Source organism: Xenorhabdus ishibashii, assembly GCF_002632755.1.
Classification (GTDB): domain Bacteria; phylum Pseudomonadota; class Gammaproteobacteria; order Enterobacterales; family Enterobacteriaceae; genus Xenorhabdus; species Xenorhabdus ishibashii.
Map to the genome: position 1 here is coordinate 43,693 of NZ_NJAK01000001.1, position 25,934 is coordinate 69,626.

The 25,934-nt window shown below is 39.8% G+C and carries 25 protein-coding genes; 10 read left to right on the forward strand and 15 right to left on the reverse strand.

The features are described from left to right. The first annotated feature begins 21 nt into the window (after nt 1-21). The gene (locus tag Xish_RS00325; RefSeq protein ID WP_244185857.1) at nt 22-240 is read left to right on the forward strand and encodes an SDR family NAD(P)-dependent oxidoreductase; all 219 of its coding nucleotides are present in this window, start codon (nt 22-24) and stop codon (nt 238-240) included. 29 nt (nt 241-269) lie between these two features. On the opposite strand, the gene Xish_RS00330 is transcribed toward Xish_RS00325, so the two are convergent. The 3 genes from Xish_RS00330 to Xish_RS00340 form a co-directional block, all read right to left on the reverse strand. After that, a complete protein-coding gene (locus tag Xish_RS00330) occupies nt 270-1,013 on the reverse strand; it encodes an omptin family outer membrane protease (RefSeq protein WP_099116211.1) in 744 nt (247 codons plus the stop codon). 302 nt (nt 1,014-1,315) lie between these two features. Further along, a complete protein-coding gene (locus Xish_RS00335; RefSeq protein WP_099116212.1) occupies nt 1,316-1,885 on the reverse strand; it encodes a HutD/Ves family protein in 570 nt (189 codons plus the stop codon). Nucleotides 1,886-2,011: 126 nt separating this feature from the next. Next, complete coding sequence (locus tag Xish_RS00340; RefSeq protein WP_099116213.1) at nt 2,012-3,433, reverse strand: aminotransferase-like domain-containing protein; 1,422 nt, start codon at nt 3,431-3,433, stop codon at nt 2,012-2,014. Between the two features lie 438 nt (nt 3,434-3,871). On the opposite strand from Xish_RS00340, the gene yegD reads away from it, so the two are divergent. Continuing rightward, complete coding sequence (gene yegD / locus Xish_RS00345) at nt 3,872-5,224, forward strand: molecular chaperone (RefSeq protein WP_099116214.1); 1,353 nt, start codon at nt 3,872-3,874, stop codon at nt 5,222-5,224. Nucleotides 5,225-5,754: 530 nt separating this feature from the next. Beyond that, the gene (locus tag Xish_RS00350; RefSeq protein ID WP_099116215.1) at nt 5,755-6,708 is read left to right on the forward strand and encodes a hypothetical protein; all 954 of its coding nucleotides are present in this window, start codon (nt 5,755-5,757) and stop codon (nt 6,706-6,708) included. A 210-nt stretch (nt 6,709-6,918) separates the two neighbouring features. Here the strand turns inward: Xish_RS00350 and Xish_RS00355 are convergent, their stop codons facing one another. The 3 genes from Xish_RS00355 to Xish_RS00365 all read right to left on the reverse strand — a co-directional run bounded on the left by Xish_RS00355 (nt 6,919) and on the right by Xish_RS00365 (nt 8,778). After that, nucleotides 6,919-7,314: a hypothetical protein gene (locus tag Xish_RS00355; RefSeq protein WP_099116216.1), complete on the reverse strand. Its 396-nt coding sequence runs from the start codon at nt 7,312-7,314 to the stop codon at nt 6,919-6,921. 27 nt (nt 7,315-7,341) lie between these two features. Next, the gene (locus Xish_RS00360; protein WP_099116217.1) at nt 7,342-8,163 is read right to left on the reverse strand and encodes a hypothetical protein; all 822 of its coding nucleotides are present in this window, start codon (nt 8,161-8,163) and stop codon (nt 7,342-7,344) included. A 138-nt stretch (nt 8,164-8,301) separates the two neighbouring features. Continuing rightward, complete coding sequence (locus tag Xish_RS00365) at nt 8,302-8,778, reverse strand: hypothetical protein (RefSeq protein WP_099116218.1); 477 nt, start codon at nt 8,776-8,778, stop codon at nt 8,302-8,304. Nucleotides 8,779-9,256: 478 nt separating this feature from the next. Here Xish_RS00365 and Xish_RS00370 point away from each other — a divergent pair, with 478 nt between their 5' ends. Genes Xish_RS00370 through Xish_RS00380 form a run of 3 tightly spaced genes read left to right on the forward strand, consistent with a single transcriptional unit; the run spans nt 9,257 to nt 11,742 of the window. After that, complete coding sequence (locus tag Xish_RS00370; protein ID WP_099116219.1) at nt 9,257-10,606, forward strand: cytochrome ubiquinol oxidase subunit I; 1,350 nt, start codon at nt 9,257-9,259, stop codon at nt 10,604-10,606. Then, nucleotides 10,596-11,603 carry a cytochrome d ubiquinol oxidase subunit II gene (gene cydB / locus Xish_RS00375; protein WP_099116220.1) on the forward strand — a complete coding sequence of 336 codons (1,008 nt, stop codon included), beginning with the start codon at nt 10,596-10,598 and terminating at the stop codon, nt 11,601-11,603. Before Xish_RS00370 ends, cydB begins: the two co-directional genes overlap by 11 nt. Next, nucleotides 11,560-11,742, forward strand: a complete 183-nt coding sequence (locus Xish_RS00380) for a DUF2474 domain-containing protein (RefSeq protein WP_099116221.1) — start codon at nt 11,560-11,562, stop codon at nt 11,740-11,742. The genes cydB and Xish_RS00380 overlap by 44 nt, the downstream gene beginning before the upstream one ends. A gap of 171 nt (nt 11,743-11,913) precedes the next feature. On the opposite strand, the gene Xish_RS00385 is transcribed toward Xish_RS00380, so the two are convergent. The 3 genes from Xish_RS00385 to Xish_RS00395 form a co-directional block, all read right to left on the reverse strand. Further along, nucleotides 11,914-12,789 (reverse strand): hypothetical protein, encoded by an 876-nt coding sequence (locus tag Xish_RS00385; protein WP_099116222.1) that lies wholly within the window; start codon nt 12,787-12,789, stop codon nt 11,914-11,916. Between the two features lie 275 nt (nt 12,790-13,064). After that, nucleotides 13,065-13,844, reverse strand: coding sequence for a phosphate starvation-inducible protein PhoH (phoH, locus tag Xish_RS00390; protein ID WP_208614785.1), 780 nt, complete (start codon nt 13,842-13,844; stop codon nt 13,065-13,067). Between the two features lie 327 nt (nt 13,845-14,171). After that, complete coding sequence (locus Xish_RS00395; RefSeq protein WP_099116224.1) at nt 14,172-15,212, reverse strand: endonuclease; 1,041 nt, start codon at nt 15,210-15,212, stop codon at nt 14,172-14,174. Between the two features lie 279 nt (nt 15,213-15,491). On the opposite strand from Xish_RS00395, the gene Xish_RS00400 reads away from it, so the two are divergent. Continuing rightward, a complete protein-coding gene (locus Xish_RS00400) occupies nt 15,492-15,680 on the forward strand; it encodes a hypothetical protein (RefSeq protein ID WP_244185859.1) in 189 nt (62 codons plus the stop codon). A 144-nt stretch (nt 15,681-15,824) separates the two neighbouring features. Here Xish_RS00400 and Xish_RS00405 read toward each other — a convergent pair whose 3' ends face one another. From Xish_RS00405 to adiA, 5 genes are all read right to left on the reverse strand, one after another. Then, entirely contained in the window at nt 15,825-16,262 is a 438-nt protein-coding gene (locus Xish_RS00405) for a universal stress protein (RefSeq protein WP_099116225.1), read from the reverse strand. A 92-nt stretch (nt 16,263-16,354) separates the two neighbouring features. After that, on the reverse strand, nt 16,355-16,783 hold the full coding sequence (locus Xish_RS00410) for a universal stress protein (protein ID WP_099116226.1): 429 nt from the start codon (nt 16,781-16,783) through the stop codon (nt 16,355-16,357). A 304-nt stretch (nt 16,784-17,087) separates the two neighbouring features. After that, entirely contained in the window at nt 17,088-17,849 is a 762-nt protein-coding gene (locus tag Xish_RS00415; protein WP_099116227.1) for an enterotoxin A family protein, read from the reverse strand. 560 nt (nt 17,850-18,409) lie between these two features. Next, nucleotides 18,410-19,753, reverse strand: a complete 1,344-nt coding sequence (gene adiC / locus Xish_RS00420) for an arginine/agmatine antiporter (protein WP_099116228.1) — start codon at nt 19,751-19,753, stop codon at nt 18,410-18,412. Nucleotides 19,754-19,770: 17 nt separating this feature from the next. Next, entirely contained in the window at nt 19,771-22,044 is a 2,274-nt protein-coding gene (adiA, locus tag Xish_RS00425; RefSeq protein WP_099116229.1) for an arginine decarboxylase, read from the reverse strand. Between the two features lie 419 nt (nt 22,045-22,463). Between adiA and Xish_RS00430 the strand changes: the two genes are divergently transcribed. Continuing rightward, nucleotides 22,464-22,796, forward strand: a complete 333-nt coding sequence (locus Xish_RS00430; RefSeq protein ID WP_099116230.1) for a phage holin, lambda family — start codon at nt 22,464-22,466, stop codon at nt 22,794-22,796. Then, the gene (locus Xish_RS00435) at nt 22,777-23,172 is read left to right on the forward strand and encodes a structural protein (protein ID WP_099116231.1); all 396 of its coding nucleotides are present in this window, start codon (nt 22,777-22,779) and stop codon (nt 23,170-23,172) included. The genes Xish_RS00430 and Xish_RS00435 overlap by 20 nt, the downstream gene beginning before the upstream one ends. A 385-nt stretch (nt 23,173-23,557) precedes the next feature. Here the strand turns inward: Xish_RS00435 and cspG are convergent, their stop codons facing one another. Continuing rightward, entirely contained in the window at nt 23,558-23,773 is a 216-nt protein-coding gene (gene cspG, locus Xish_RS00440) for a cold shock protein CspG (protein ID WP_074025031.1), read from the reverse strand. A 415-nt stretch (nt 23,774-24,188) separates the two neighbouring features. On the opposite strand from cspG, the gene panP reads away from it, so the two are divergent. Further along, nucleotides 24,189-25,868, forward strand: a complete 1,680-nt coding sequence (panP, locus tag Xish_RS00450; RefSeq protein ID WP_099116233.1) for a pyridoxal-dependent aspartate 1-decarboxylase PanP — start codon at nt 24,189-24,191, stop codon at nt 25,866-25,868. Nucleotides 25,869-25,934: the final 66 nt, after the last annotated feature.

Consider the following 25,934-nt stretch of genomic DNA (forward strand, 5'->3'; position numbering starts at 1 on the left):
TGTCACACTAACGGAGAGAATATGGATCTTGGAATCGCGGGTCGCTGGGCTGTCATATGTGCAGCCAGCGAAGGTTTAGGATTTGCTTGCGCTGCTGCACTAGTGGCTGAAGGTGTAAATGTTGTTATTAATGCACGAAGATCTGAACAACTGAAAGTGGCGGCACAACAGCTTCAAAATATAAATTCTGCTATATCCGTAAAATGGATATCAGGTGACATAACATTAGCAGGCTTTTAAGGTGTCCGAGATCTTTATGCCACTACAAATTAAAAATGGTACTGTAATCCAAGATCGAGACTGTAGTTTCGGTTTTCAATCCCGATAGAATCATCACCTAAATCTTTAGTGTAGTCCGCATCATAATAGGTGAACTTCGTTTTGCCTTTACCTTCGCGATATTTATTCCAGATAAATGCTGTATACACCTTCGTATTTTGCGTTAAATAATAACCAGCTTCTATACTGGCATCGAAGTAATGCACATTATCAGATCGCTGAGGAAGGGTTAAGCGACGCATATAGTGCTCGTCGTTACCCCAGGCTTTTACCCACGGGCTATATTTTAGTAAAAAATTAAATTCAAAATCCTGATAACGATATTGTCCAGATAATCCAATATATGGCACGCTATATTTTTGTTTATAGCCAACACCGACCATCCCTGTAGAAAACTCTCCGATATTAGCACTATTATCATAGATATAATGATCACCATAAGCCGTCCAACTGAAACGTGTTTCCTGATAACCTAATACCGCCCCTAATTTGTAATTAGATTGTTTAATTAACCAACCTGCGGCATTTAAATCATCAACCATTTTGCTATCACTTGACGATAATCTGGCCCAACCATCAGCATTCACGGTCAGACTATCAAGGGGAGTCCAGAAAACTTTGCCTCTGGCAATCAGAGCATCGCCAATTTTCCAATCCAATTGTGATAGAGCAGGTGTTGCCATGATCCCAAAGGAAAAAGTCAATAATGAAGTAGCTATCAATATTTTTTTCATAATTATTAAAACCTTACCAAAGTATGGATTGAATTTTTATAATTTCTGTTATCTTGATAGCTATCCATAACCATAATAGATAATTTATTTAACTATCAATGACAGAAATAATAATATCTTATGTATATTACTTTTATCGTTATATGCTTATAGTTTAAGATTATACTCTTTTCGCTATTTTTCATTTTTTAGGTAAAGTTTTTTTAACCAAAACTTAAAGCCACTGTATTTAATTACATAAAACTCAACGACCTGCTTTATAGCAGGCCGTTAATTATATTAATTTTTTATGATTACCCCATTCAGCCAATCGGACGTAAATCAACCCACAATAGCTGGCTATCTGCAATCAATGGCTTAATTACCCCTTCTCGTATATCCGGCAACCACCATGCACCTTGACCAAAAGCAAGCTGTACACAATTCGCTCCTGTCATTTCCCAACGTCCTTTTAAAACATAAAGTACGCCACTATGTGATGTTGGCAGTAAACGTTCATCAGAAATAACGGAAATCTCAGAAGCCCAACATGAACGACGAGTCATGATATTGAAACACTGAACAGAGCCATCCAATAATTCCGCATGGGTCAAAATATCACCGGAAAAGTTAAATGGAGCCATCTTTTTCACTAATTCGTGCTCCAAAAAACCTGGGCTAGTTAAACGGAACCCCTTTCCTTTTAATAAAAGGATTGAGCATTCAACATCAGGGAGTTGTCCTAATACCCCGCTTTGATGGATAGTCGTAAAACAAGCTCTCCAAGAGAAATCATCAGACACAGGCCAGCAAACAATATCCCTTGTTTCGCCCCCACCTCCAGACCATTGCACTCTTGGTAATGTTGCATAATCGAAGCATTTCATTTTCATGCCACTCCCTCACCACTTTAAAATTTTGTTTACCGAGCTAAAAAACAACCAATATCAACTTGTTAACCGGAACATTGGCAAATAATTTTCCCTGCGACAATATTGAGACAGTTAAAGTGTGATTGATTACCTACATTCCTTTAAAAGCATATGGCACATATTCCCCAATTCTTTCATTGCCAAAGCCTGAGTTTCATTCCAGGCAAATGAAGTATTCAAGCGAAAAGCATGATCAAACTGAATGCTAGTGGAAAACATGCTACCTGGTGCAATGCTGATATTCTTTGCTAATGCCAACTGATAGAGTCGGTTAGCATTAAAAGGTGGTTCAAATTCCAGCCAGAGAAAATAACCACCATGTGCACTGTTTACTTTCACGGATTGGGGAAAGTATTCACTAATTGCCCATAGCATCCGATTTTGCCGTTGTTCCAATTGCCGCCTCAATCGACGCAGGTGGTTGTCATATCCTCCCTGCGCCAAATAGTCCGCAATTGCCAATTGCGTCGGCGTACTGGCAGATACCGTACTCATCATCTGCAATTGCTGAATTTTTTGCGCATGTTTGCCTGCTGCAACCCAACCTACCCGATAACCAGGGGCAAGGCATTTTGAAAATGATGAGCAATGCATGAAATTATTTTCAGTATCCCATGCTTTTATTGGTGCCGGAGGCTCCTGCCCGAAATACAATTCACCATATACATCATCTTCAATCAGGGTTATCTGGTTTTGGTTCAAAATCCCTACTAATCGCTGTTTATTTTCAGGAGGCATTGTACAGCACAGTGGATTTTGAAAACGCGACATTAACCAGCAGGCTTTTATTGGATATTTCTGCACAACTTCTTCCAAACTATGCAAATCAATGCCTGTCTGAGGATCTGTCTTAATGGCAATGGCTTTCAAACGTAACCGTTCTATCGCTTGCAACGCTCCATAAAAAGCGGGTGATTCAATCACCACCCAATCTCCCGGTGAAGTGACAGATTGCAAACTAAAACTTAATGATTCCATTGCTCCGGCGGTAATAACAACTTCCTCAGGGGAAACATGGATGCCGTGGGCAGCATAACGGCGGGATATATTACGCCGTAACTTTTCATTACCTGGAGGCAAATTTGCCAGCGAACTGTGTGGCACAAAACGGCGAGCGACTGAAGCCAGTATTTTTGACAATTTAGGTTCGACCAATAGAGAAGGATCGGGAAATGCTGAACCGAAAGGAATAATTTGCGGATCTTTGCATGCCTGTAAGACATCAAATATGGAAGCACTGATCTCCACATTTTCACTTAGATTTAGCCCCTTTCCGCCTTTTGCCGCCGCAAAGGGTTTTAATCGAGTGGCAACGTAATACCCTGATTGTGGGCGCGCCACGATCCATCCCTGACTTTCCAGCAATTGGTAGGCTTGTAGCACAGTCATCAAACTCAAGCCTGAAGATTTCACTGACTCCCGCAACGAAGGCAATCTGTCACCCACTAGCCAAATATCGTCCTCTATTTGTTGGCGGATCATTCCAGCCAATTGTTCGTAACGCGTCATATGTTTGGCCTTTGTCTAAACTGTTATAGGTATAAAATAAAAAATTTTCGATATTATACTTGGGATTTTCAGAAACAGAAATCACTCTATGATTAGAATAAATAGATTCACCTGAAAAAGATAATTCCTACATATCTGCGCTTAGACATTTCGTAATAAGTAATAAATATTAATTAATGAATTTTTCAATACTGTTAAAAATGGATTTATTATTAATAAAATACTTCTCTATAATTTTCTCACAAATACATTCTAAGGGGAAAATAATGGGTTATTTCAGCATTCATGGTTTTCTTTTTTTGAATAAAAATCCTGAATATCTCACAACAAAATAGTGGGTTAATCAGCTCATTAGAGCAAGCTAAGCTCGCGTTCAGAACTAATTTAGGATAGCATCTGCCCTTTTTAAAATTTCCACGATTAAATATGAGGAAACCTATGTTCATCGGTTTTGATTATGGCACATCAAATTGCGCGGTTGCAGAAATGATCGAAGATACACCGCAACTAATTGCTATTGAAAATGGTAGTTTCTATATGCCTTCTGCTTTGGCTGCACCGACCAGAGAAGCCGTTTCTGAGCATTTATTTCGCCACTGGAATATCAAACCAGGCAATCAAACAGGTGAGCAATTACTTCGTAGCGCGATCACGGCAAACCAAGAAGAAGGCATTGAACTTTTGCCAGATGATCTCGCATTTGGACAAAAAGCATTAGCTCGATATTTGGAAGATCCTCAAGATGTTTATTACGTTAAATCACCAAAGTCTTTTCTGGGTGCTATGGGGTTAAGAGATACTCAAATCAGTTTTTTTGAAGATCTGGTTTGTGCCATGATGGCAAATATCAAACAACAAGTAGAAACTAATAAACAGCAAGCTGTCGAAGATGTCGTCATTGGCCGCCCAATCAATTTTCATGGGCGTGGCGGTGATAAATCGAATCAACAAGCTAAAGGTATCTTATTTAATGCAGCAAAACGAGCAGGTTTTCGCAATATTGAATTCCAATTTGAACCAGTAGCAGCAGGCTTGGAATATGAAGCCACATTAACAGAAGATAAAACGGTATTGGTTGTCGATATTGGCGGTGGAACAACAGATTGCTCGGTTATTCAAATGGGACCAAGCTGGCGAAACCTATCTGAACGCAATGACAGCTTACTAGCGCACACAGGTCAACGTATCGGGGGAAATGATTTAGATATTAATCTCACTTTTAAACAACTCATGCATCCTTTTGGATTAGGCAGCAAAGTTACCTCAGGGATTGACATGCCACTGACGCAGTTTTGGAACCCGATTGCCATCAATGATATACAAGCCCAGAAAGAGTTCTACTCTCGCCAGAATTTAACGGCATTAAAATCCTTGCACAGAGATGCTCAAGAACCCGAAAAACTCGCACGCTTATTGAAAGTGTACCAAGAAACATTGGGATACAGCCTGGTTCTCAGTGCAGAGGAAGCCAAAATTGCTCTTTCAGGACAAGCTGAGTGTCGTGTTAAGCTCAATCTATTATCAGAGATAATTGAAATTGATATTCAACGTGATCAGATGATTGCGGCAATCGATTCCACTAAAGAGAAGATGGCAAAATTGGTTAGTGAAGCTGTGGCACAAAGTGGAACCCAACCTGATGTGATCTTTATGACAGGTGGCTCAGCCAATTCCCCTATTTTACGCCAGGCAATTGAACAAAAATTGTCAGGTATCCCGCTGGTTGGGGGTAATTACTTCGGTTCAGTAACAACAGGTCTGGCACGCTGGGCAAAAATTTGTTTTGCTTAACCGGCTAAGCAGGCTCGATAATACTGAGCCTGCTTTCATATTATTGACAATTCCACCCCACTGCGTTTTTTAGAGAGGTAAATTGGTTCATCATCTCTATACATTAATTGACTCTATAGAGTTAAGGGAGTATCGTGAATTTTAGGTAACCATAATCGCCAAAAGTGAGTTCTGATGGTCATCATCTCCAATTATGTAATACTTTAACTTTACATTATAAATAACAATCTTATTGTAATTTTCATTTCTTTTACTGTGTTTTGTTTCAGATAATCTTTTAGCAAGTTTTGGGCGAGATTCAAAGCCTTAAAATTAGCATCATAATTTTTATAAATGTGCAAATCATAAAACTTATTTATTAATTTTTTATATTATAAATCAATCTTATTTTTAAAATTAAGAGAGGATTTTATATATATGTCATTCATATCATTCTTAACCTCATATATTCAGTCTGAATATGAAGGCGCATTGAGTATCCTACTTTTGGGTGTATCTTTAAATAAATATAAAATAAAAGGGTAAACCATATGTATAAAAAATTCCCCAAGTCATCAAAAGTATTTAATCTGTTATGCTTTATTTTACTTACAGCACCGATTCATGGCTATGCTCAACCTTCTAATTTCGATCCATCTGACCCAGTCTATAATCATGTTAGTTTCTTCATTGAGGCAAACACACTGCACACTAATACTCCTATGCCATATTCAGTAGTACACCATTATGGACCTTTTATGCGTTATGAAGTAAACCCACAAATGACAATTCATTTTAATATAGAAGGTGGTGAGAGTGAAGATATTCGTTTGCAGCCTCTTGTTGATGAAGCGGCTGCATATTGGAATGAAATTCTTAATAATAATGGCCTAACTATAGTACCGATTTCATCAGGTGGTGGCATTCCAAATTTTATTATACGAACAGCGCCAACTTCTTTTTTTGGTAGTTTTCGACGTGCTATTGCAATAACACTTGATGCGGATTTTTCAGAATTAAGAAATCTTAATAGACAATACCCTTTTATTACATCGCCTGGAATATACATTAGGCAAAGTAATGAAATAAATAGAGCAGAGTTACAACAATTAGAAACTAACTTTGGAACCAACGACAGAACCGCTTTACTAGAAAATTTCACTTATACAGTTCTTCTCCATGAGTTTGGACATGCAGTAGGGCTTTCTCATCCAAGGCCAAGAACAAATACAATTGCGCTTTATCCACCACCAAGAGAAAGATGGCATATTGCTGATGAACTAGGTGTTGCCTCTCTTGAAACTTTACAAGATAGACCACAGCCAGCTCTTATGGAAAGTTTTCAATTTGAATTTTTGCAAGTGCTTTATCTTTATAATCGACCACAATATCAACACCTTGCAAGACACATGATTCATTTATCCGATGGAGAGAGGCGTTGGATCCAAAACATGGTTTCTTGCACGCGTAGGTATAACCCAATTCTTCATTACAGTTTGAAATGATACAATTTCTCAGTTTATTGACTATCAGATAATACGTTAATTTTGATAAAAACATAAAACCATCCGCATAGCGGATGGTTTTATGTTTAATGAAGCATTAATTTTTTAAATATTTTGGTAATTATATATATCGTGGTTGCAACAAGACTCATCGCAAAGTTAGCGTTTTTTTAATGTCCAACATCCTCTATATTAATGCAACTAAATGAACTAAAAAGCATCAGGTCCAACCCACAAAGATTTAATATGATTATTGGTGTCACATTGAATTAAAGTTTTTTGTTCACTAGATGCAGCATAAATTGCTGTTGCAAGGATGGCTTGCCCTGCTGGAGTATTAATTTGATCAGCGCCCCAATACCAAGCCTGAGTACCTTTTTCATTTTTAATTTTATAAGCTGTCCAGTTTTTATTACCATCATATCCTACAGATATAGAAATAAGATAACCCGTATTGAGAGCGCAATCACTTGCAGCAGACAGACTCATCATTGGGTCAACGATATTTAATCTAGGCTGTGCATTATTTGTAGTATCTTTAGGTGTAGCAACCGCTATGTTGCTAATTATACTCAAAAATAAAGCAAGTATATAAAATGATTTCATCTTATTTGACCTCTTTATTAAAATTATTTATTCATATGTAGTATATTCAATTTTCCAACTGATTGTTTTATCTTGATCAAAACAATTCGACCAGGAAAAATCAACATTATTTTTAGTTTTTATGGTAAAAGCACGATCTAAATTTGGTTTAACTTCAAATGAGCTTGGGCCAGTATCCTTGTAACAACTAGAAGTAATATATGAAATTTTTGCAATGCCGCTGCCTTTATTTTCAAACTTCATATTATCTATTGATTTTAGAATGGTCGAATGGTGAGTCACGTTAGCTTTTTCTGTGTTTTGAGTGCGAACAAGAGTTTCTTTTTTATAGTTTGTTTTATTATCAAATATTATCACTTGAAATTTATTGGATGTTGAATAGTCTCCAATAGAAGGAGAACACGCATTTTCATTTCCATCACAAATTAACCTAAGCTTAATCTGACAACCCGGCTTACTGATAAAGGTACTATACCATGAACCGAAAATCCAAGTCTTGGTTGTGTTTAGTTCAACTTCGCATGTTTCAATTTTAGGTTTAAGCTTAGGTTTAGGTTTAGGTTTAGAGCTAGTTAGCAATATATTGGTAATGGGAATTAGACTTTTTGCTAGGGGATAAACAATAAAAAAATCATTGCATTGTGAATCCCCCAAACTTTTCTCTGTATGCGACAATGGAGGTGAGTGTCCACGCCCACAATTTATCTTTCCCCCGTGATTATATGAAGCAGAATAAAGGTTGTTAACTGGATCATTTTCATTAAATGCGGCATAGCTTTGCACCGCTGAAACAGACAGTGTAAGACTTAGAAGAAATATCGCCTGTGATCGTTTCAAAAAAAAATTCATGCTTTTAATTTCCTTTGATTTTTTGAAATATAATGTTTTTTACATCTAGCGGTTTACTTTGGGATTATAAACATTCACCTTCCGCCGCCATTATCTTTCAACGCAAACTTTGTTAACCTCATGATATGCATCTCTACATTACCAAGCGTCAGGTCCAACCCATAAAGATTTTATGTCATAATGACCTCCACCACCTCCTATAGAGCATTGAGCAGAAATTTTTTCTCCGCTGACTGCGGCATACATCGCTACAGTATAAATCGCTTTACCTGCATCTGTGTCTGCGTCATATAGCGTCCAATACCATTCTCGATTTTTCCTGTTTTTATCCATTACTGTAATACTTATCCTATTTTGGATATCAGCCGTATTACTTCCTCCATATCCGATCGAAATAGAGCTAACATAGCCCAAATAGTTAGCCTTATCAGTGCAATTTTTACCATATGAAGAATTGATGAGTTCAGATTTAAGTCGAGCAGGCTCTTCTTTTGTAATAGAATTTAATTGTGTTTTGTCAGTTCCTGCATAAATGATATTTACAATACTAAAAACCAATAAGCTAATAGTTAGTTTTAAAAAAAATTTTTTTATGTTGATCTTTATATTTTTCATGTTGAGCCTTTATATGATAATTAATTTTTATGATGTGATATTTAGCCCGAATTCTGGATAAGAGATGAATAAGAGGCCAGCTCCTGAAGCGAAGTTTTGGTGAACGCCGAAAACAGTTCCGGGGAGGAACAGGCTATGAATAAGTTAGTTTAAATTTTCCGCGATGTCGACGATTTTTGTTGTTTTTTTATCCCTTAATGGACTCAGTTTTGCCTTGATAACGAATACCGTCTACTCCGCCGATAAGGCTGCATGTATCACATTGAAATTGTTCAGTTATAGTCGTTTAATTAGAAAAAATTAGCGCTAAGAATTATCCATTGCCAACAACACACTATATGACTGGATTTCATTTAAAATTGTTATAGTCAATATATAAAAAATTGTCACTATTATACCTCATTTCCCTGTGTTCTACTTACCTATACCTTCTAACTTCGTTTACCTATATACCCAAAGATTTCAATAAGAGGTCACTATGTTAGGGTTAACTGCCCTTGAACTCGCAAGGATTCAATTCGCCTTTACGGTTTCTTTTCACATTATCTTTCCGGCCATTACCATAGGCTTGGCAAGCTTTCTGGCGGTATTGGAAGGCTTATGGCTTAAAACACGTAATACGGACTACAAAACGTTATATCACTTCTGGTCAAAAATTTTCGCAGTTAATTTCGGTATGGGGGTTGTTTCTGGCTTGGTAATGGCTTATCAGTTCGGCACCAACTGGAGTTTCTTTTCTGATTTTGCCGGCACCATTACTGGCCCGTTGTTGGTATATGAGGTGCTGACCGCATTTTTTCTTGAGGCTGGATTCCTCGGTGTCATGCTGTTTGGCTGGCATCGGGTCGGAGAAAAGCTACATTTTTTCTCAACCTGTATGGTGGCGCTCGGCACGATTATTTCTACATTCTGGATATTGGCCTCTAATAGCTGGATGCAAACCCCACAAGGCCATGAAATTATAGATAATCAGGTTGTTCCTGTTGATTGGTTCGCGGTCATTTTCAATCCATCGTTCCCCTATCGCCTGCTACATATGGGGACAGCGGCATTTCTAGCCGCAGCATTTTTCATTGCTGCTTCTGCTGCCTGGCATTTACTGAAGGGCAATGATTCATCCGCCATGCGGAAAATGTTGTCAATGGCGATGTGGATGATCCTGATTATTGCCCCATTACAAGCCGTGATTGGCGATATGCACGGGCTGAATACGTTAAAATATCAACCGGCTAAAATCGCTGCTATGGAAGGTCATTGGGAAAATCATCCTGGTGAAGCCACTCCACTGATTCTATTTGGTATTCCCAATCAGGAAGCGGAAGAGACGCATTATGCAGTCAAAATCCCCTATCTTGCCAGCCTGATTCTGACACACAGTCTGGATAAACAAGTGCCGGCACTGAAAGAATTTGCCCCTGAAGATCGCCCAAATGCTTTAATGGTGTTTTGGTCATTTCGCATCATGGTGGGATTGGGAATTTTGATGATTTTTGCCGGCGTCTGGGGATTATGGTTGCGTCATAAAAAACGCCTGTATGAAAACCCACTCTTCCTCCGCTTTATGCTTTTGATGGCACCTTCCGGCCTTATTGCAATTCTGGCAGGCTGGTTCACTACAGAAATAGGCCGTCAACCGTGGGTCGTCTACGGCTTAATGCGCACCAAAGATGCGGTATCAGCACACGGTGAAATCCATATGAGCATCAGCCTACTTATTTTCTTTGTCGTCTATGCCGCCGTCTTCGGTGTTGGTTACGTCTATATGATGAAACTCATCCGTCAAGGCCTTCCACAAGTCCCAAATAAGGAGTCAGTAAATGGGCATTGATCTTCCTCTTATTTGGTTCCTGATCATCATATTTAGCACCATGATGTATATCGTGATGGATGGTTTTGATCTTGGGATCGGCATCTTATATCCAGCGATTAAAGAGCAATCCGATCGTGATCTGATGATGAATTCTGTTGCTCCTGTCTGGGATGGCAATGAAACTTGGTTGGTTCTGGGAGGCGCTGGATTATTTGGCGCGTTCCCACTGGCTTATGCAGTAGTTTTGGACGCACTGGCAATTCCATTAACCATTATGTTATTAGGCCTGATATTTCGTGGTGTTGCTTTTGAATTTCGTTTTAAGGCCACACCAAAGCACCAACACTTTTGGGATAAGGCATTTATGGCCGGTTCAATTCTCGCCACTTTTATGCAAGGTATCGTTGTTGGGGCAGTTATTGCAGGTTTTCCTGTCGAAAATCGTGTTTATATTGGCAACCATTTTGATTGGTTGGCTCCTTTTCCTCTATTTTGTGGGATTGGGCTTGTCATCGCTTATGCCTTATTGGGATGTGGTTGGCTAGTGATGAAAACAGAAGGCCATCTGCAACAACAGATGTATCGGGTTCTGCATCCCTTGACATTGCTGATGCTAGCAATTATTGCCATTATCAGTATTTGGACACCACTTGCTCACTCAACGATTGCCGAACGTTGGTTCGGCTTACCGAATCTGTTTTTCTTCATGCCCGTACCATTATTGGTATTGTGGTCAAGCTGGAAACTATTGAAATCTGACCAGAATTCAAGCCATTACACCCCGTTTTTGGCAGCATTATTATTGATTTTCATGGGTTTTACTGGATTAGGGATCAGCATTTGGCCGAACATTATCCCGCCCTTCATTAGCTATGAAGAGGCAGCCTCCCCTCCTCAATCATTAGGTTTTATGCTGGTTGGTGCTCTGTTCATTATCCCGATAATTTTGACTTATACCTTTTGGAGTTATTATGTTTTCCGAGGAAAAATCACCCACGAACAAGGCTACCATTAAAACAGCATCACAACGCCCTTCACTATGGAAGCGTTTGGGTTGGATGGTAGCAATTTGGTTTTGCAGCGTATTGGCTTTATACGCTGTATCCACGTTATTTCGTACTCTAATGACAATGGCTGGAATGAAAATTAAGTGATGATCAATCTTTTTTAATTACTGGGATGATTATCTGGGTTAAGGTTTTAATCAAGGTAACAACAAGATTGTTTAATGAGATTAGAACCTTCCCTTACCAATTTTATCGCCATACTTGGTAACTAGAATATGAATTTGAACAATAAATTAATCTATAACCTATCAGGTTTTATTAAAACCTTTTATTCATTATTGCCTGGTAAGCATCGTTAGGAATTCCTACCATTCTTGGCACCCTGACTTCAGGGCGGAATAATCCATTAATAACCCGATTCATTTCATCATCAGTTCGTGCAGATAAAATCAAATTTACATCTTTTTCCATCGACAATCTACCAAGGTTTCTTGTTTCAAGAATAATTGAATAAAGTAATCCTTCTAAACAATTATCAATACCACAGAAATGTACATTTTCTCTTACAAATCCCCTTGTTTTGAGATAGGTACGTGCTTGCTGACTTATTTTTTCAAGCATTCTACTATCTGGCGCTTTCAGCTTAATTTGATCAATCAGCGTCATAGAAGAATGACGAAGTGCCATATTTTCCCTTCTATAAGGAATACGATAAAAGTTAGCACCAAATATACTTAGGGGCTTTTTTAATGTATAACCTACTTCAAGTGAAAAAAACACATAATCATCATTACCTAACCCTAAAATATCCTGCACAGAGGAATGGTGAGTTGGAAACTTAATGCCTTTCTCCTGAAGACGATGCCTTGAATAAATAAGCAAGTTTCTTTCATTATTATTTATTAGATTAACATCACTTGCATGAACAATGAAAAAATCTTTTTTCATAAAAACATCTGCAAACTGTTGCTCTTTATCTGAAAGTGGCTGCATTTGAATTTGATGCCGTAAGTTTTCTATATTATGTTGCATACCAGCATGTAAATTCTGGGGGAAAAAAAGCCTCCAGCGGCTTCCGTTCTCCATCATTCTATTTATAGCACTTGTATTCCAACGACTACGCACACATTCTCTATATTTATCCCAGGCTTTTCTTTGCCGTAATTCTAATTTTTCTTTTTCATCATGATCCATAACTATGCCCTCAATAAACATTTAATAATGAAATAAAATTTTAATTAACGTAAATTGCATCTATTACAAATCGAATTGACTTATGTCTTTCAAATTGCCACTTTATTGGCCACACTGCAACCTAAAATTCACGAGGTAATGTAACTCACGGCTAAACTGGTGCAAAGCATCCTGATATACCGATCATTAAAAACAAAACTATTACTCCCAGCCACAAAGTTAGCCGGGAGTTTTTTCTTTGCTACATGTCTATAAAATTTGAAATCTACGGCTAATCAACCATAAGCTATCAACGCTTTCTGGCACAATTTAGAGCGGATGCAATCTTGCTGGGAGAAATGGATCACACTGATAGCTTCATCATCAGAAAACCGCTCCAATGCATCCACCAGCCCTGATGTGATATTTGTCGGCAAATCACACTGGCTAATATCACCATTTACAACTACTGTTACATTTTCTCCCAATCGTGTTAAAAACATTTTCATTTGATTAACCGTAACATTTTGCGCTTCATCGAGGATCACAAATGCATCCTCAAATGTTCTTCCTCGCATATAGGCAAAAGGAGCAATTTCTACTTTGCCAATTTCAGGACGTAAGCAATATTGCAAAAATGAAGCGCCCATGCGTTTTAATAGCACGTCATAAACCGGCCGGAAATAAGGGGCAAATTTATCCGCCATATCTCCCGGCAGAAAACCAAGATCTTCTTCTGCCTGTAATACCGGACGCGTCACAATAATTTTATCAACCTCTTTATTGATTAAAGCATCAGCCGCCATCACGGCACTAACGTAGGTTTTGCCACAACCCGCTTCACCATTGGTAATAATCAATTGCTTGTTATTGATTGCCCGCATATAGCGATACTGCGCTTCGCTGCGCGGCATAATTTCTGACGTATCCCTGTTTTCACGCGCCATTCCGATGGCCTCAACCCCCCCAATCTGTACCAGTGAAGTGACATTATCGTTATCCCGATAACGTGCCCCCCTTTTTAACATCCTCCTGACTTCACGGCGAGATTTCATCACTGCTTTCTGTCTACCCATAGTCGCACACCTTATCGTTAGCTTCACTTTGCGGTGTCTTAACATCGATGTTATAGATAGGAGCTCCCTTTTAAGCTCATGAAAGAACCATAAAAAAACCGACGCTAAGATTGTCACTTTTTATCAGTGACATGATCTTAAGCGCCGGCTCCTAACCGAGAATGCAGTTTCAATATCTGTCATTAGCATTCCTCGCATCTTTCCGTTTCTTTGGTGTAATCTAACGGACTATGATGTCAGTATAATGACAGTTTTTTATTTATGACAAGCTCGAAGGTTAAATTTTACTGAAACATTGTTTGATTTTTATTAGTAATGCATTAGCAGCTACTTTTTACAATTACCAGCCAAACGATACCCCGCTTTTTTGGCTTCTGATTCTGAGCGGAAATAAATTGCGTTTTTATCTGCCACAGTTTTATAGCCAGCGCAGTGTGCAAAATGATAAATTTGACTATTTTTATTCCCCTTAATTGTCTCATCTTGCGCCGTTTTTGCTGTCATTCTTTGGGTTGATATCTGGCTATTTTCTGCCTGCAAATGACTTTGCTTTGGCACACGGCTCTGTGCCTCTCCTCCTTTTTGTGCCATCAATCCTTGCTGTGATATTAAACCTTGGCCTGAATTTTTATGTCCCAATTGCCACTTTTTGCTGCCAGTTACAAATGGATTATGGTGCCCCATTATCTTAGCAATTCTGTTATCTCTTTCACGCTCCCAGTCATCCACTGGATACTGGCGATCCCACGCCATCATCAATTGTTGTTGTTGACGTGACATAGTCAGATTATAGCGGTCATGCATATAGAAATAGACTCTGGCAACCATGCCTTTTACCCTATCACGCGGTTCAAACAGACGTGATTTGGTATCCACTTTACTGCTACATGAACCATACATATTCGGTGTGTTTCTGGCGAGCATTCCATAACCATAATTACTACGATCGCTATTAACTTCACCGATTGCTGGCGCCAAATTATGCATGTCTGACTCCATCATGCGAAATACAGGATCGGTTTCAACACAGTTTTTCCGCCCACCATTTTGCCAACACTGGCGCTGGTGCCCAAATACCCAGGCTGGTACCATATGTTCCCATTCAATACGTGCAGCCCTTGTTTGCTGTGATCTGACGTGATAACCGCAAGAAGCCAGATCAACACGCCCACCACTTTTGCCTACCCATTGCCAATCACACCCACAATATAGTGTGCCTATACCTGATTTTGTTTGTCCGTTATAAATATTTTTTCTTGATTCAACTTTAGCTTGTTCGAAGCTGGTTGGTGCACTCCATGCATGAAAAGAGAGAGTTAACCCAAAAACCAAAAGATAACGTGCCAAGTGGCTAATTTTACTATTCAAAATAATACCTATTTATTTATTGTGCATAACATCCATTTATTATCCTGCCTGACAACACCATACAATGACAAATATTATTTTTCGATTTCTTTTTAACGATTAGGAAAACGTCAATATATTATTTGAATAAATTGATAGTAATATGATTTAATACACCGATTAACCTATTTTATCGGCATATTAAGCGATAAAACATAAACATCATTAAACTATTAGACCCTTTTTATTCAGGTAATATCAAGGTATTTCTAAAATATTTAATTGAATATAGTAGGATAAATGGCCATTAACATTAGCACTAAAACTGAACAACTTGAGCAAGAGTTGCTGGAAGTTGTAAAGAAATATTCAGGCAATGAAGAAGTAACCATCATTACCACTAACAGTTCAGAAAACAATTTACAAATTCAAATTATAATTGCTGGTAAGAATCAGTTAGATATTACGCTGAATTCGTTTTCTGATTAATTAACCAAAATTTTCTATAAGTTTGCTATAACTCAAATAACCCATTATCCATTATTAGATAATGGGTTCATTATTAAAAAATAACCGTGATATGTTCATGCACAGGTTTATCGAAAATAATTAACTTTATCCAGTTGCTGCTGACTATCTCACAACCAAAACAGAGATATTAGCATATCCTACAATACCCGACGCATTTGAACCCAGTAAATGAGTTGAAATATCAGGCCGGCGAGATCCGACAATAATCAAATCTGCATTAATCTCACGCGCTGTAGACAACACTTTATCCCGTGGAGAGCCAAAGGCAACAGAGAATGATACCCTATCTTTAGGTACATCGATTCGTTCTATGACTTTTTTCAGTTCCTCTTCAGAATTCGCTATTGCTTTTTTGGCAAAAGCACTCAATAAATCATAGTGGTAACTATAATTCACGGAAAATCGGGAAATATCTGGCACAGAGTGAAAAAGGTGAACCTTTGCATTAGATATTTTTGCCAAATATTCAGCATGTTTGATTGCATTATCAGTCAATATATCTTCTGCAATATCAATTGGAACTAAAATCGTGTTATACATACATACTCCCCTGTAATCGGATATAACCGCTAGTTATTGAGCATTAGTTAAAAGCAACAAAATCAACAGATTATCATTATCACTACCAATAGTTACCGTACTACTAATACCGATGTTTTTGCATATCTGACAACCCCAGCAGAACTGGAACCCAACAGATGAGTCGTGATATTAGGTCGTCTTGAGCCAATAACGATCAGATCAGCGCCAATTTCATCCGCTGTAGCAGTGATTTCGTCTCTTGGTGAACCAAATGCAATTGAATAGGAGATCTGATGATTTGGTAATTCAATGGAATCAACCAACTTTTTCAAGTCTTGTTCTGCCTTGATAGTCGCCTTATCCTTAATTTCCATATAGCCTAGTGCATAAGCATTAATAATCGCCGATGAGATGGGTAATACATGTAAAAAATGTAATTTGGCTCCTGTTTCTCTGGCGATTTTAAGAGCGCAGCCAACAGCCTTATTGGTTAGATCTTCTTCTGAAATATCTACTGGTACTAAAATAGTTTTGTACATATGCACGCTCCTACTTACCGAAATACCAAGTTATCCTGATTTCTTCTAGTATATTGAAATATGGAAAACTTACTGTGAGTTATCTAACACCTAAACATGTTAGCTCCTATTCAGATTTATTGATAGAGATTAGCCAGATAAACTCATAATTGTCTATTACATCGAATGATAATTTATTCCATAAACCTTATTGATTAAGATAATAAGCATAAAATGTTACTACTTCTGCTCAAAAATCGTCTTATTAATCCAGAACTAATCACTCCACCTTAGAACAGGTGGAGTGAAATTAAATTGAATACTATTACAAAATAGTGGAGTCTAAAAAAGCGATTATCGATAAGCTGTCATGACATCTTTTTAATTTTTTTAAGAATGGGTACTTATCGTGAGTAGTGGCTGTAAGACGAGCAGAATAACGCGGGAGAGACAGATTAAGAACACAATAAGATAAAGATGTGATTATTTCATTTTGTGGTTGGGTGTGCTGTATATAAGGGCCGGTATTAGGTCCTGTTTGAACATCTCGGTACAATGTATTAGGTATATAAGCCCCCCTTTCAACATAATCTTCTTCCCCTTCATCATACACATACTCCTGCACTCCATAAACTTGTTCGAGACCAATACCACCAAGTGCCACATATTCTGCCTGATACCCAAAAGTATCAATCAGACGTTGATAACGGCTATCACCTGTCTGCCGATAACGGTGCTGAAATGATAAAAGCACACTATAAAAATTAGAGGTTGGCCGTATGTCATAAATGTAAAATGGCAGATGCTCATTATCAAAATCGGCGCCCCACTCAAAAGCAAACTCTCGATCGGTAGACGTTGCCACAAATGCTGACCGGCCAATCCTATGCCCTTCCAGATTGACCGACTGAACATGCTGCACAACGTCATCATTCGTTCCGAGGGGAAGAAATCCTCCATCTCTGATGATGCATTCCAGAGGGCGAGAATCCATTCGGTAAACTCTATCAATTGCTGGCTGAGCATAAGATTGTGCTATGTATAAAAATAAAGCGCATAATAAATAAAAGAGTTTTAAAATTCTCATTAAATGTTCCTCACTTGAAATTTTATCAATTTTCAGATAAACCAGAAAAATGATTTACGATTATGGGAACCAGGTTTGTACTGAATTGAATTTCGGGCCTCTATGTTGGTCAGCACCCCATCTGTCACATTCATGTCCCTTTTCATCATCTAAAAATTGCACCATTTGACCATGCCCCAAACCACATAACCAGACCCACATTCCTTCATGTCGCCGGTTCTGAAAATCAGTGGTTTATGAACAATATTGTCAGGTTTTAAAGAATGTGTTGCCTTTGTTATTTTCGTATCGTTTACGCAAGCCGAACAACCCTAAGCCACCATTATCGGTATGAGTAATATATATTTTTTCATAATCTTATTTCTCCACAAAGAAAGATAACAATCTGCAAGGTAAAGCCTTACCATCTGAGTCCAGTATGAAATCATTTCCTTTGTTATTTAAATACTACACGCAGAAGCGTGAATATTAGGGCAAGATCACAAATTGCGAATGTTTTTTGATCAAAAAAAAGGTGCTGTAATGACAGCACCAAAATATGTGACACCCTAAAATCGGAATTAATCTTTTTTATCTAATGGAAAAGGGACAGGATGTTTCGTATTGTAGTTAAAGGTATACATCGCCGTTATCACCATCATAACAACGAGTGTCCATACCACTTCTTTTGCTCCAGTCCCTAAAACCGCCCAGATGCAATAAATGAAGGCAATAAACGTAATGATGATATATCGCGTTTTTTCTTGCCCAAGATGACCATGACCAATTAGCAGCAGAGCTGCACAGGTATACAGGTAAGGTATCAGGGTAAAAATAACCGAAACGGAAGAGACCAACCCAAATTCTTTCGCTGCATTTGGCGAAATACTACTGAGTTGGAAAATCGTCATTAGAACCCCTAGGATCAACAAACCCGCAACCGGAGTCCCTGCTTTGTTCACTTTGGCAAAGATTGAAGGAAACAGCCCATCGTCTGCGGCAGCTTTGGCTGTTTGCCCTGCAAGCAATGTCCAGCCTCCTAATGATCCCAAACAGCCTGCCGCAGCACAAAATGCAACCACGGCTCCAGCGGTATCACCCAATGCCAATCGGGCAGCATCACCAAAAGGTGACGATGAGATTTTCAACGCCGCGTTAGGGATCATGCCCATAATCACGCTGCTGGACAGAACATAACAGACGGCCGCGATAAGCACACCACCAATAGTCGCAATCGGCACGTTACGCTTAGGATCTTTAACCACACCAGCAGCAACAGAAGCACTTTCAACACCAATAAAAGACCATAATGTTACGTTTAAGATACTCTGAATGGCGCCAAAGGTATTCAATCCACTGACGTTCCACGCATCCATATAGGTCTTACCGTTGAACCAGAACCAACCCAATACGGCGGTTGCTACAATCGGAATCAACGCTAAGGTTGTCGCTACCGCTTGCACTCTGGTAATAACATGTGGTCCGATAATGTTCAAAATGACAAATATCCACAGTATGACTGTACAAGTGATGGTTAAAATAATGGGATCTTTCAGGATGGGGAAAAAATAACTCAGGTAACCAACGCCAATCACAACCATTGCGATATTACCGATCCAACACGCCAGCCAATATAAAATATTAGTCTGATAGCCTAAAAAAGGGCCAAAGGCTCGTCGTGCATAGGCATAAGAACCGCCTGGACTGTCATCCAGTGAGGAGATTTTCGCATAGACAATCGATAACCCCACGGCACCAATGATAGTCACCAGCCAGCCAAGGATCGCAATACCTCCGGTTGAAGCCAGGCTGGCTGGCAGAAGAAAAACGCCCGATCCCATGATGTTACCCGCAACCATCAGGGTAACGGGGATCAATCCGACTTTTTTTGCCTCTGAAACATTTGCCTCTGAAACAATAGCCATAATTTATCTTCCCATTTTCACTTTTTTATACACATGACGTGATAAATGCCGTCGATAATCTCTGTGCCTTCCGTTTCATGCTCAAAACCAGGAAATTCGTGATCCCACTTTTGTAATGCGTGTAAATATCCAATTTGAGGACTGGTTTTATCACCAAAGTTCTCGCCTGAAAGCAGCATGGGAATACCAGGCGGATATGGGATGATAGAATTCGCAGCAATACGATGAGGTAAATCGTCCAGTGCCACCATCTCCACATGATTGGTCACAATGGCCTGATAAGCGGCTCGCGGAGTCATTTCCATTTTAGGTAAACCCGCATATGCCCGATTCAGTTTTTCACCCGGATTATTCTGCCGTAAATAATCGAACATTTTATCGCCTAACTCTTTTAATCCTAAATGCTCATATACCTCTGGGTGCTGCTCTACCAAATCTGGCAAAACTCTATTCAAAGGCGTATTAGCATCATAATGGTGTTTGAAAGACAACAAGGTGTTAAGTAATGTGCCCCATTTTCCTTTGGTGATCCCCATTGAAAACAGGAACATAATTTGAAAGTCTGTGGTACGGGTTGGTACGATACCATGCTGACTTAACCATGCGGTGACTAATGCTGCCGGCACGCCCTGTTTTTTCAACTTACCATTATCCCCCATGCCCGGAGCCAATATGCTGACTTTAATCGGATCAAGCATACTCCAGTTATCAGGCAAATCTTCAAATCCGTGCCAACTGTCTCCCGGACGCATTACCCAGCAACTTTGCTCCTTCGTCAGTAATTCCTTAGGGGCATCCTCAAAAGCTATTTTCTTACCAGTCGCAGGATCTGTCACTTTTTCTTGGTTCCAGGGTTTAAAAAACCAATCCCCTTTCTTACTGAAATTTCGATGCAAATGCGCTAATGCCTGACGAAAATCAACCGCTTCTTCAATCACTTCCTGAGTCAATGAGTAGCCGCTATTGCCATCCATCATTGAAACCGCGATATCATTTGAAGCGCAAATCGCATACAGAGGAGACGTTGTTGCATGCATCATGTAGGCTTGATTAAACCTTGAAAACTCCACGGGCTTGCGTCCGTCCCGTACATGGATAAAGGAGGCTTGAGATAGTGCATTCAACAACTTGTGAGATGAGTGGGTAGCAAAAACTGTCGGCCCAGAGTGGTTTTTCGGGTCTCCGCGCATGGCAAAATGATCATGGTAAATGGGGTTAAACCGCGCATAACCATACCATGCTTCATCAAAATGTATTCTATCGACACTTTTATCTAATAACTCCTGCACCTGCCTGGCGTTATAACAGACACCATCATAGGTACAGTTTGTCACTACGCTATAAACAGGTTTCTGATTAGCCATGCCTTGGAGCTGTGGATTTTGTTTCAATTTTTTCTGTAATGTTTTAGCCTGCATTTCCTGCGGGTAGATGGGTCCAATGATGCCATAACGGTTACGGCTCGGCAGCATATAAACAGGTTTGGCGCCTGTCAGTATCAGCCCTTGCTCAATGGATTTATGGCAATTTCGATCAATGATGACCACGTCATCTTCGGTCATACAAGCCTGCATAATCGTGCGGTTAGAGCCTGACGTTCCCACCACGACAGAATAAGAATGATCTGCACCAAATACTCTGGCGGCATTTCTTTCACTTTCACCAAATGCACCGGAATGATCTAATAGCGAACCCAATGAAGCTCGTTCAATTCCCATATCGGTACGGAAGAGATTTTCCCCATAATAGTCATGATAAAAGCGGCCAACGGGTGTTTTATTAAATCCGACTCCGCCTTGATGCCCAGGCGCCGCCCAGGAATATTCATAGGTTCGGCTGTATTTCATCAATGCTGACATTAAAGGAGGAAATAATTGTTGACGATAACGCTGCATGGCTGCAATGGCACGGCCAGCAATAAAATCCGCAGAATCTTCCAATATCCAGGCAAATTCAGTTAATTGTTCAAGTAATTCATGATTTAGCAAAAATACCGCTTTTTCCCGATCACTTAACAAAAAGACCGGCACATTTTCCTGTCGTTCAAATAATTTATTGAGTAGTTTCTGTATTTGAAGATATAAATCATCATCGATGAGTGCACAGCTTATCATTAAGCAATCAAACGGTTCATTGGCCGAAATTATTGTATAACTATCATCAAAAGACTCAGAAATAACAACATCTACATCTTTCTCGATTAATTTATCTGCCAACCTATGCACAGCATTTTCCACGTAGTGACTATGATATCTTGTACCCACTTCGTTTTCTGCTATCAATACTTTCATGACATTATTCCTTACTCTATATCTACTTGAGCTAACAGGATAAATTCAGAGTGACTTGGCAATGACCATCGAATAGTTGATACGAACAGGAAAATTTATCGATGCCAAATAAGCCATAACAAAAAATTATCAACAATATAATATTGATAATTAACTATTTATAAAAATATAGTTTTCTTATTAAAAATCACACTGATTAATATAGTGCCTATTTGAGTTTGTGCAATTTCCCTTCATTCTGTCTATTTTTTGTACGCCAAAAAATTTGGCGTTTCTAGGGTTAGTAAGAGCCAGGGCACAATAGCGTCACCATGTGGATTTTCTTTACCAGCGTTACTATGGAAGAGTACGGGACGTCATTAAGTCAGTGTTGAAAACTCTGCTTCTGTGATGCCTATCATTAAATTATGGGAATAGTAATGAAAGAACATCCTGATTTATGGGCCGATTTATTAAACGGTCTAAGAAACGCTTGGCCGCAAATTTCTGGCTCTATTTTGGCCGTCATGATTTGTTACGGCCGGCTTATTTATGACGGTGTGGAACGGAAAAATCGCTGGGTCGAACCGCTACTATGTGGAGCGTTGTCGTGGGGGTTTTCCAGCGGACTGGAACTATTTGGTATTCCAAACAGTATTTCACCTGCTCTCGGCGGTGCCGTTGGTTTTATTGGCGTAGAGAAGCTACGCGAGTTTGCTATTCGAGCCATCAATAAACGTTTAGGAGATAACCATGACAAGAGGGATTCGTAACCACAACCCCGGCAATATCCGTCATGGTGATAAATGGCGGGGTTTGCGTGATATCCAGACAGATACTTCATTTTGTCAATTTGTGGCACCGGAATATGGTATACGGGCGATGCTAAAAATTCTGCGTAATTATGAACGCAAATACGGGGATAATACTATTCGTCAGTTTATTTCTCGCTGGGCACCACCGAATGAAAATAATACCGAAAGTTATATTGCTTATGTGTGTCAATCAGTTGGCGTAACCAGTAGTGCCGTGGTGGATGTAGAAAATGTTGCCACAATGCGCCGACTGGTTAAGTCTATTATTCAAATGGAAAATGGCCAACAACCTTATTCCGATGAGGTCATTAAACGAGCATTCGAATTGTTATAAGTTCTAATCATCACCGTCTATTGGCGGTGAAATGGTCGGTTACAAATAATCCATTTATAACCCCAAACTTTTTGAAAAAGCGTCTGCTTAGGAATTAAAAACAGGTAATGACCATGATTAACAAAGTCACTGAATAACTTCGACTTGGATGTATTTATGGCGGGATTGGAGCGGAATGACGGCAACTTTTTTGGGGCGGGAGTTCCGGTATACATTCCTTCTCTGATAGAAATGCAGTTAGATATACCGATCTGCTGTGTTTATTCAGTTGCCGGTATGGATACAACCATACCGGCAACTGAAAATATTCTGACATCCCGTCATTCTGTCCACTCAGGCCGGAAGCCGTCTTCGTTATCGCAGAGAAAGGGATTCAGGGAAGGCCTTATGCTGTTGGCACAACGTTTGCTGCTGCCGGACCTTTGGCACCTTTCTCGATAGAGAACTCGACCTTCTGGCCTTCGTACAGAGTACGATAGTCATTACTCTGGATAGCTGAGAAGTGCACGAACACGTCTTTGCTTCCATCTGTAGGGGAGATAAAACCAAAGCCTTTATCTGCATTAAACCACTTTACTATTCCAGTCATTTTATTAGACATGCGATATTTCCTTTTATTGAGCCTTTTAGGCAAACATGGCCTGATGTACAGAAACTACTTAGCGCTTAATGGAGAAACTCAAAAAGAAGGGGATATCTGGGATAACGCCTGGAAATGAGAATTGCTTTAATAAACTGCTTTGTATGAGGTCTGTCTTTCAAACCGACCAGACTATTAACGCATGCCCCGGAATATTAAGCAAGCTTTATTTTAGCCATCTGGCAGGCTACAGTTGTAACCAGCAAGGAAATACCCTCAAGTCAGCCAACCATATTGGAACAATAATAGAGTTGATTGATATCTATAATATGATATTAAACCCGCCTATGGAAAAAATTGTTGATCCCAAAGTTATTGAACCGTATGTGGGAGAAAAACATGTTCGATATGATGAGTGACCCTAAAGAGGCAAACTATGCGGTATTTTCCTGACAATCTGGATCACGATGAAGCGGATAAAAAAACGCTTAATACTCACTGTCTGGATGCGCAAGAATGGCAGGCACTACTTGACCAGTTTATTTCCTGTATTGGTGAGGAAGATCTGGCCAAATTGGAAACAGAAATTGCTGGTGACCCTGTCACTTACTGTCTTCACAAGTTAAACACCCCCATCCACAAATTGGCGGAGCTTGAAAACCAGTTTTCTTCCGTAATTATCCCTGAATCTCCGGTTGATGCTGGGGCGTATGTCCAGCATCTAAGCGAAAATATCCTCAATCAGGTTGTGCCTGTATCATCCCCCACCTTTGTTGGTCACATGACATCAGCTCTTCCCAGACATTTGCCTGCACTCGGCAAGATAGTGACAGCACTGAATCAAAATCTGGTCAAACTGGAAACATCACATATTTTAACTGCGCTGGAACGCCAGGTTCTGGGCATGATGCACAAGTTGGTATACCACTGTGATGAAACTTTCTATAAGCAGTGGCTTCACAACAGTGACCACGCTCTGGCGACCTTCTGTTCTGGCGGAACTGTGGCGAATTTAACCGCCATGTGGGCGTGCCGAAACCAGCTTATGCCAGCCGACGGGGATTTTGCTGGCCTTGCACGTGAGGGATTAGCCAGAGGGCTGATTCACTATGGCTATAGTGGCTTAGCCATTCTGGTATCGGAACTGGGACACTATTCGCTGAAAAAAACGGTAGATATCCTTGGATTAGGGCAAGATGCCCTGATAAAAGTGGATACCGACAAAGATGGCAGGATTTGCATTGATGCCCTCTTCATACAATTACAGAAACTGCGCCAGCGCAATATCAAACCTATGGCTATTGTCGGGATAGCGGGTACCACAGAAACCGGTTCTATTGATCCACTGGACATTCTGGCGGATATCGCTGAACAGGAGCAGTGCCATTTTCATGTTGATGCCGCCTGGGGCGGAGCGAGTTTACTATCCGAACGCTACCGGCACTTACTTACGGGCATCGAACGTGCTGATACAGTGACGATCGACGCTCATAAGCAAATGTATGTACCCGTAGGAGCAGGTATGGTGTTGTTCCGTCAACCTACCCTGACCAACGCCATTGCCCAGCATGCTAATTATATTGTGCGCAAAGGATCGAAGGATCTGGGACGTCATACTTTGGAAGGTTCACGCAGTGCAATATCGCTGATGTTACACAGTAACTTCCATCTGCTTGGTCGCCAAAGATTAGCTGGCCTGATAGATGCAAGCATTGAGAAAGCGCAACAATTTGCCGATCTCATCCGCCAGCAAGAAGATTTTGAGTTAATCAGTGAGCCACAGCTTTGTCTGTTGACCTATCGGTATGTGCCACCAAAGGTATTACCGGCATTACGGGAAGGTTCAGAACAGGTGAAACAACAACTGCATGAATTCATTAATGTATTGAACCAGAATATCCAAGCGATGCAGTGGACTGCGGGAAAATCTTTTGTTTCACATACCACTCTCAATCCCGTGCAATGGGCCAGACAGCCAACAACCGTTTTGCGTGTCGTGCTGGCAAATCCTCTGACCACGTTGGCAATACTTGAGAATATGCTTAAGGAGCAGCGTCAACTGGCACAACAAAGCCCGCTCTGGCAAACGCTACACAATTTAATCAATAAACAATAATTGGTTATTCAATTTACTTCAATATTGATTGCATGTGCAGAAACCTAACTTCCTGACTCGATTCAA